The organism is Trueperaceae bacterium (assembly GCA_031581195.1).
GTDB lineage: Bacteria > Deinococcota > Deinococci > Deinococcales > Trueperaceae > SLSQ01.
On the sequence record JAVLCF010000110.1, the window covers coordinates 1 to 7,873 of the forward strand.

Here is a 7,873-nt window from a genome sequence, read left to right on the forward strand (position 1 = left end):
GCCAGCGGCCGCGCGGGCGGGCGGTCCGGGGGGCGGGCCGTGGGTCGGGACCGGTCACGGGGGAAGGCTAGCGCAGCGTGGTCCAATGGCCGCGTGATGCGTCTCGGGCTCACGGGCACGGTGGGGGCGGGCAAGTCGACCGTCGCGGCGTTGCTGCGAGCGCGCGGCGCGGCGGTGATCGACGCCGACGCCCTCGCGCGCGACGCGACGCACGACCCGGCCGTGCTCGCCGACGTCGCCGCGCACCTGGGGCCCGACCTGGTGCGGAGCGGTCCGGCGGGTCCGACCCTCGACCGGGCCGCGACCGCGGCGCGCGTGTTCGAGGACCCCGCGGCGCGCGCGCGGCTCGAAGCGATCGTGCACCCGCGGGTGCGGGCGGCGGCCGCCGCGGAGCGTGCGGCGCTGGCGGCGCGCGCGACGCCGCCGGAGGTCGTCGTCGAGGACGTGCCGCTGTTGTTCGAGACCGGCCTCGACGCCGAGATGGACGTCACGGTCGTCGTCGACGCGCCGTTCGAGGTGCGCGCCGCCCGCCTGGCCGAGCGCGCCGGCCTGGACGCGGCGGCGGTCCGGGCGCGCGACGCGGCGCAGTGGCCGGCCGCCGAAAAGCGCGCCGCCGCCGATCACGTGATCGTGAACGACGGCGATCTCGACGCGCTCGAGGCGCGCGTCGAGGCGCTGTGGCGGACCCTGTCCGCCGCCGCGCGCTAGGCGTCGAGCAGCGCCCGTGCGCGGGCCGCGACGTGCTCCGGCGTGAAGCCGAAGGCCGCGAGGACCTCGCCGCCCGGGGCGGACGCGCCGTAGGTCTCGACGCCCATCACGTCGCCGTCGGGACCGACGAGGCGGTGCCAGCCGAGGGGGACGGCCGCTTCGACGGCGAGGCGGGGGACGTTGCCGCCCAGCACCTCGCGGACGTGGTCGGCGTCGTGCGTCAGGAAGGTCTCGACGTCGGGGAGCGACACGACGCGGCTCGCGACGCCGGCCTCCGCCAGCTGCTCCTGCGCCGCGAGGCACAGCGCGACCTCGGAGCCGCTGGCGAGCAGCGCGACGCGCGGCGCCCCGTCGCCGAGGTCGCGCTGGACGTACCCGCCGCGCGCGACGGCGCCGGCGGGCACCTCGAGGGTGGGGACGCCCTGCCGCGTGAGGATCAGGGCGGTCGGGCCGTCGGTCCGCGCGAGCGCTTCGCGCCAGGCCTGCGCCGTCTCGTTCGCGTCGGCGGGGCGCAGCACCCGCAGGTTCGGGATGGCGCGCAGCGACGCGAGGTGCGCTTCGGGTTGGTGGGTGGGGCCGTCGCCGCCCAGGCCGATGGAGTCGTGCGTGAAGACGTACGTCACCGCCTGCCCCATCAACGCCGACAGGCGGAGGGCGGGCCGGAGGTAGTCGGCGAACACGAGGAACGTCGCGACGAACGGGCGGAGTCCGCCGTGCAGCGCCGCGCCGTTGGCGATCGCCGCCATGGCGTGCTCGCGTACCCCGAAGCGCACGATGCGTCCCTCGGGGGTGTCCGGGCCGAACGCCGTTTCCCCCTCGAGGTCGGTGAGGTTGCTGCCGGCCAGGTCCGCGGAGCCGCCCACGAGTTCGGGGAGGGCGGCAGCGAGCGGCGCGAGGGCCGCTTGGGAGGCCTTGCGGGTCGCGAGCGATTCGCCCGGCGCCCAGGTGGGGAGGTCGGCGTCCCAGCCGTCCGGCCGTTCGCCGTACATGCGCCGCGTGAAGGCGGCGGCGTCCTCGGGGTAGGCGGCCTGGTAGCGCTGCCACGTGTCGGTCCAGGCGGCGTACGCGTCGGCGCCGGCGGTCCGGATCGCGGCGGTCTCCTCGCGAAGGGGGTCGGGCACCGTGAAGGGGGGCCAGTCGATCCCGAGCGCCGCCTTCGTCGCGGCGGTCTCCTCCTCCCCGAGGCGGGCGCCGTGCACCTTGGAGGTGCCCGCTCGGTTCGGGGAGCCGTGACCGATGACGGTGCGCACCGCGATCAGGGTGGGGCGTTCGGCGTCGGCGCGGGCCGCCTCGAGCGCCTCCAGGATCGCGCCTCCGTCGTCGCCCGCCTCGACGCGGAGCACCTGCCAGCCGTACGCCGCGTAGCGCGCGAGGACGTCCTCGGTGAACGTCGCGTCGGTGCTGCCGTCGATGGTGACGTGGTTGTCGTCGTAGAGGACCGTGAGCTTCCCGAGCTTCCAGGTGCCCGCCAGCGACGACGCTTCGGACGTCACGCCCTCCATCAGGTCGCCGTCCCCGGCGATCACCCACGTGCGGTGGTCGACGAGCGCGAGGTCGTCGCGGTTGAAGCGGGCGGCGAGGTGCGCCTCGGCGAACGCCATCCCGACGGCGGTCGCGAGCCCCTGCCCGAGCGGGCCGGTGGTCGTCTCCACGCCGGGCGTGTGGCCGACCTCGGGGTGGCCGGGGGTGCGGCTGTGCAGCTGGCGGTAGCCGCGCAGGTCGTCCATCGTGAGCTCGTAGCCCGACAGGTGCAGGAGGGCGTACTGCAGCATCGACCCGTGTCCGGCGGATTGGACGTAGCGGTCGCGGTTCCACCAGTCGGGCACGGCGGGGTCGTGCCGCATGGCGTAGCGGTAGAGCGCCCAGCCCATGGGGGCGGCGCCCATCGGCATGCCGGGGTGCCCGTCGCCGCTCGTTTCGACGGCGTCGAGGGTGAGGGCGCGGATCGCGTCGGCGGCCAGGCGGTCGCGGTCGCGGCGGGAGGTCGGATCGGTCGGCGTCATGGTCGGGCCTCCAGGAGGGCGCGGATGCGCGTGTGGGTGCGGGCGTCATGCTAGCAGGCGGCGCGCGGCGCGGCGCGCCCGGCGGAGCGCCGCGTGCTAGCGTGGGACATTCGTCCCTGGAGGTGTCGCCATGGCGCACGTCGGTCCGTCCACCCCGTCCGTCCCCACCCACGCCGTCCTCGTCGAGCGGCTCGCCCCCGCGCGCGGCACGCGCGCGGCGGCTCTGCTGAAGGTCGCGCTCGGCGTAGCGGTGCTCGCCGCCCTCGCGCAGGTCCGCCTCCAGGTCGGTCCCGTCCCGATCACCGGCTCGACGCTCGGCGTGTTGGCGATCGGTGCGGGCTACGGCGCCCGCCTCGGCGCGACGACGATGGTCGCCTACCTCGCCGTCGGCGCGCTCGGCGTCGGCGTGTTCGCCGGCGGCGCCGCCGGCCTCGCGGCCCTGTCCGGTCCGACCGCGGGGTACCTGCTGGCCTACCCGTTCGCCGCCGCCCTCGTCGGCGCGCTCGCGCGGCGCGGGTGGGACCGCCGGGTCGTCCCGACCGTCGCGGCGATGGTCGCCGCGAACCTCGTGATCTACGCGCTCGGTCTCGCCTGGCTGGCGCGCTTCGCGCCCGACCTCGGCACCACCCTCGCGTGGGGCCTGTGGCCGTTCCTGGCCGGCGACGCGCTGAAGATCGCCCTCGCCGCCGCGGTCCTCCCGGCGGCGTGGCGGCGCCTCGCGCGCGGCCCGCGGCGATGACGTCGGCGGCCGGGGCCGCCGCCGGGCTGGCCGACGCCGTCGCGCCGTCCGCGCAGGCGGTCCGGCTGGCGGCCCGCACGGAGCGGATGCGGCCGTCGGCCATCCGCGAGATCCTCAAGCTCACCGAGCGCGGCGACGTGCTGTCGCTCGCCGGGGGGCTCCCCGCCGCCGAGCTGTTCCCCCTCGACGCGGTGGCGGACGCCACCGCCCGCGCCCTCGAGGCGAACGGCGTGCGGGCCCTGCAGTACGGGCCGTCCGCCGGCCTTCCCGAGCTGCGCGCCTGGATCGCCGAACGCTACGCTGGCGCGGACCCCGACCGGGTGGTCGTCACGTCGGGATCGCAGCAGGGCCTCGACCTGCTCGGCAAGGTCCTCCTCGACCCCGGCGACACCGTCGCGCTCGGCGCGCCGGCGTACATGGGGGCGTTGCGGGCGTTCGATCCGTACGAGCCGCGTTACGCCTCCGTCGCGATGGACGACGAGGGCCTCGACCCCGCCTCGCTCGACGCCGTCCTCGCGCAGGGCGTCCGCTTCGTGTACGTCGTGCCCGATTTCGACAACCCGTCGGGCCGGCGGGCGAGCCTCGCGCGCCGCGAGGCGATCCTCGCGACGTGCGCGAAGCACGACGCGCTGGTGGTGGAGGACGCCCCGTACCGCGAGCTTCGCTTCGACGACGTCGAGCACCCCCCGCTCGTGGCGCTCGCGCCCGACCGGGTCGTGCACCTCGGGAGCCTCTCGAAGACGTTGGCGCCGGGCCTGCGGGTCGCGTGGGCGCTCGTGCCCGAGGGCCTCACGGAGATCGTCGAGCAGGCGAAGCAGGCGACCGACCTGCACACGAGCACCTTCACGCAGGCGGTCGCGTACGCCCTCGTGCGCGACGGGGCGCTCGAGGCGCGCTTCCCGCACCTGCGGACGCACTACCGCGCGCAACGCGACCGCCTGGTCGCGGCCCTCGAACGGCACGTCGGGGGGCGCCTGACGTACGACGTTCCGCCCGGCGGGATGTTCCTGTGGGGTCGCTTCCCCGACGGCGTCGACGCGCACGCGCTGTTGCGTCCGGCGATCGAGCACGGCGTCGCGTTCGTGCCCGGCGACGCCTTCTACCCCGGCGACGGGCCCCCCGAAACCGTCCGGCTCAGCTTCTCGCTGCTCGACGAGGCCGGCTTCGACGAGGCCGCCCGCCGGCTCGCCGCCGCCCTCGACGCGTACGGCGCCTGAGCCCCACCGCCGGCCCGCCGGCCCGCCGGCCCTCGACCCCGCCCTCGCCGGAACGGAGAACGCCCCCGCGCAGAAGCGCGGGGGCGCGGTGCACCGCGTGGACTCGAGGGGCCGCGTACGGCCGCCCGGGTCCGTCTAGGACACCGGATTACCCTCGGCGGGCACCTCCACTGATCCTTCGGTCGGTTACGTCGATTCGGACCACCTCCTTTCCGTGGTGACCGAAGGGTAGCGGACCGCCCGGGGGCGACGATGTGGCGTTTCTTACGGAACGGCCCGGGGCCCGGCGACGCGTCGGCGGCGCGCGGGCTATCCTCGCGCCATGGTCACCCCCGCCGAGAAGTTGGCGTTCGGACTGTTGGCCGCCTTCGCCCTCGCCTTCGCGTACGGCGGGTTCGAGCGGGTGGTGCGCGCCGTCGCCGCCGGAGCGCGGGGCGGCACCGACCGAACCGCCGACCTGCCCCGCCGGATCGGCTCGGCGCTCGCCACGACTCTCGCCCAACGCACCACCTTCCGCGACCGCCCGTGGGTCGGCGTCGCGCACGCCGCCGTGTTCTACGGCTTCGTGTTCTACCTCCTCGTCAACCTCGTCGACGCCGCCGTCGGCCTCCTGCCGCCCCCCTGGACCGCGTGGGTGCACGGCCCCTGGGCGGGGCCCTACCGGTTGGCTGCCGACGTGTTCAGCGTCGCGGTCCTGCTCGGCGTCGCGACGCTGCTGGCCCGCCGGTTCCTGCGCCGCGACCCGGCGCTCGCGCCGGACGTGCCGCTGCACGAGGACGCCGCGGCGGGCGGCGTGCGTCGCGACTCGATGATCGTCGGGGGGTTCATCCTCCTGCACGTCGGCCTGCGCCTGACGGGGGAGGGGTTCTTCCTCGCCGCGGCGGGCCACGCCGACGCCTGGCAACCGTTCGCCAGCGCCGTCGCCGGCGCGGTGGGGTACGACCCCTCCCGCATCGTCGGGTGGCACGTCGCCTGGTGGGGGGCGCTCGGGTCGATCCTGGCGTTCCTGCCGTACTTCCCGCGCAGCAAGCACCTGCACCTGGTCGCCGCCCCCGTCAACTTCGCGCTCGCGCGGCGCGACGCGAGCGGCGCACCGGCGTCCAGCGGGACCCTCGAGCCCCTCGACCTCGAGGACGAGACCCGCGAGACGTTCGGGGCGGCCCACCTCGAGGACCTCGCGTACGCGCAGATCCTCGACGCGTACGCCTGCATCCAGTGCCACCGGTGCACCGACGCCTGCCCCGCGCACGCCACCGGGAAGGCGTTGTCGCCGTCGGCGCTCGAGATCAACAAGCGCTACGAGCTGCACCTGCACGCCGCCGCCCTCGGGGAGGGCGGCGGCACCCCCCGCCCGCTGCTGGAATACGCGTTGAGCGAGGAACAGATCTGGGCGTGCACCACCTGCGGCGCCTGCATCGACGCCTGCCCGGTGGGCAACGAACCGATGCTGGACATCGTCGACATGCGCCGCGAGCGCGTCCTGATGGAGGGCGCCTTCCCCGACGACCTGCAGTCCGCCTTCCGCGGGATGGAGCGCACCGGCAACCCCTGGGGCCTCGGGCACGACGCGCGGATGGCGTGGGCGGAGCCGCTGGCCGAGGAGGGCATCACCGTGCCCACGACCGAGACCCGCCCCGATTTCGAGGTGCTGTTCTGGGTCGGTTGTGCCGGCGCGTACGACGCGACGGCGCAAACCACCACGCGGGCGATGGCGCGCATCCTCGAGCACGCCGGCGTGCGTTACGCGGTGCTCGGCAAAGGCGAGCGGTGCACCGGCGATCCCGCCCGGCGGGCGGGCAACGAGTACCTGTACTACCAGCTCGCCACCGAGAACGTCGCGACGCTCGACGCCGCCCTGGCCGACGACCTGCTCGATGCGGGCACCCCCAAGCGGGTCGTGACGGCGTGCGCGCACTGCTACAACGCGCTGCTGAACGACTACCCCCAACTCGGGGGGACGTACGACGTCGTGCACCACACCGAACTCCTGGACGAGCTCGTCGCCGACGGCCGCCTGCCGCCCCTCGACCTGGGGGCGGGCACGACCTACCACGACCCCTGCTACCTCGGAAGGCACAACGGCGTCTACGACGCGCCGCGAGCGGTGCTGCAGAGCGGCGGGGGCGCCGTGGAGGAGATGCCGCGCTCGAAGGGACACGGCTTCTGTTGCGGGGCGGGGGGCGCGCAGTTCTGGAAGGAGGAGGAGGCCGGCGACGGCGCCGTCGCCGACGAACGCATGCGCGAAGCGCGCGACACCGGGGCGGAGACCGTGGCGGTGGCCTGCCCCTTCTGTGCCTCCATGCTCGGCTCGAGCGCCGTCGCGGCGGAGGCGGACGCGCCCGAGGTCGTCGACGTCGCGGTGCTGTACGACCGGTCGCTCCGCACGATCCAGGACCGCCTCCGCGCCTGACTCCGCCCCGCGGCCGCGAAGGACCGCTACGCCCGCCCCGGGCGCGTCGCGCGGGTCCGCCGCCCGCGGCGCGGGCGTGGGTATCGTTTCGCCGTGACCCCCCGCACCGCCCGCTTCCTCCGTCTCGGGGGCCTCCTGGCCGCCGTCGCCCTCGCCGGCCTCCTGGCGTTCACCGCCGGGCGCCTCCTGGCGCCCCCACCGGAGCGGGTCGGGACGGTCCTGCAGAACCCCCAGGCGGTGGGCGACCTCACCCTCGCCGAGGGCCCCGAGGGGCGCGCGACGACCCTCGAAGCGTTCGCCGGCCGCGCCGACTGGACGCTGGTGTTCTTCGGGTTCGTGAACTGTCCCGACGTCTGTCCCCTCACGATGGGGAGCCTCGCGGAGACGTACCGCGACCTCGGTGAGCCCGACGCGCTGCAGGTCGCCCTGATCACGGTCGACCCGCAGAACGACGACGCCGCCCGGACGCACGCCTACGCGGCGGGGTTCCACCCCGACTTCGTCGGCTTCGCCGGCAGCGCCGAGCAGATCGCCGCCGCCGCCCAGCGGTTCTTCGTCGGGTACGCCGGCGAGGGCCGGGACATCGTGCATACCGAAGCGGTCGGCCTCGTCGACGCGGACGGCGTCCTCCGCGCGGTGTACGCGCAGGACGCCGTGCCCCGCATCGGGGTCGACCTCGTCGACCTCGTCGCCGGCGACCCCCTCTAGCCCCCCACCTCACCGTCCCCTTCGGTTGCGCCCTGGGCCGCACCTCGGGGGTCGTCCCGTTCGGGGCGGGTGAACACCTCGCGGCCCC

At 75.8% G+C, this 7,873-nt stretch carries 6 protein-coding genes; 5 read left to right on the forward strand and 1 reads right to left on the reverse strand.

What is annotated here, in order from left to right:
- The first annotated feature begins 96 nt into the window (after nt 1–96).
- Nucleotides 97–708: a dephospho-CoA kinase gene (gene coaE, locus RI554_09505; GenBank protein MDR9392249.1), complete on the forward strand. Its 612-nt coding sequence runs from the start codon at nt 97–99 to the stop codon at nt 706–708.
- Here coaE and tkt read toward each other — a convergent pair.
- Nucleotides 705–2,711 (reverse strand): transketolase, encoded by a 2,007-nt coding sequence (gene tkt / locus RI554_09510; protein MDR9392250.1) that lies wholly within the window; start codon nt 2,709–2,711, stop codon nt 705–707. The two genes, coaE and tkt, sit on opposite strands and share 4 nt — an antisense overlap.
- 130 nt (nt 2,712–2,841) lie before the next feature.
- Between tkt and RI554_09515 the strand changes: the two genes are divergently transcribed.
- The 4 genes from RI554_09515 to RI554_09530 all read left to right on the forward strand — a co-directional run bounded on the left by RI554_09515 (nt 2,842) and on the right by RI554_09530 (nt 7,785).
- Nucleotides 2,842–3,450: a biotin transporter BioY gene (locus tag RI554_09515; GenBank protein MDR9392251.1), complete on the forward strand. Its 609-nt coding sequence runs from the start codon at nt 2,842–2,844 to the stop codon at nt 3,448–3,450.
- Nucleotides 3,447–4,667, forward strand: coding sequence for a PLP-dependent aminotransferase family protein (locus tag RI554_09520; protein MDR9392252.1), 1,221 nt, complete (start codon nt 3,447–3,449; stop codon nt 4,665–4,667). Before RI554_09515 ends, RI554_09520 begins: the two co-directional genes overlap by 4 nt.
- A gap of 322 nt (nt 4,668–4,989) precedes the next feature.
- Nucleotides 4,990–7,077 (forward strand): (Fe-S)-binding protein, encoded by a 2,088-nt coding sequence (locus tag RI554_09525; GenBank protein ID MDR9392253.1) that lies wholly within the window; start codon nt 4,990–4,992, stop codon nt 7,075–7,077.
- A 93-nt stretch (nt 7,078–7,170) separates the two neighbouring features.
- Nucleotides 7,171–7,785: an SCO family protein gene (locus RI554_09530; GenBank protein ID MDR9392254.1), complete on the forward strand. Its 615-nt coding sequence runs from the start codon at nt 7,171–7,173 to the stop codon at nt 7,783–7,785.
- Nucleotides 7,786–7,873: the final 88 nt, after the last annotated feature.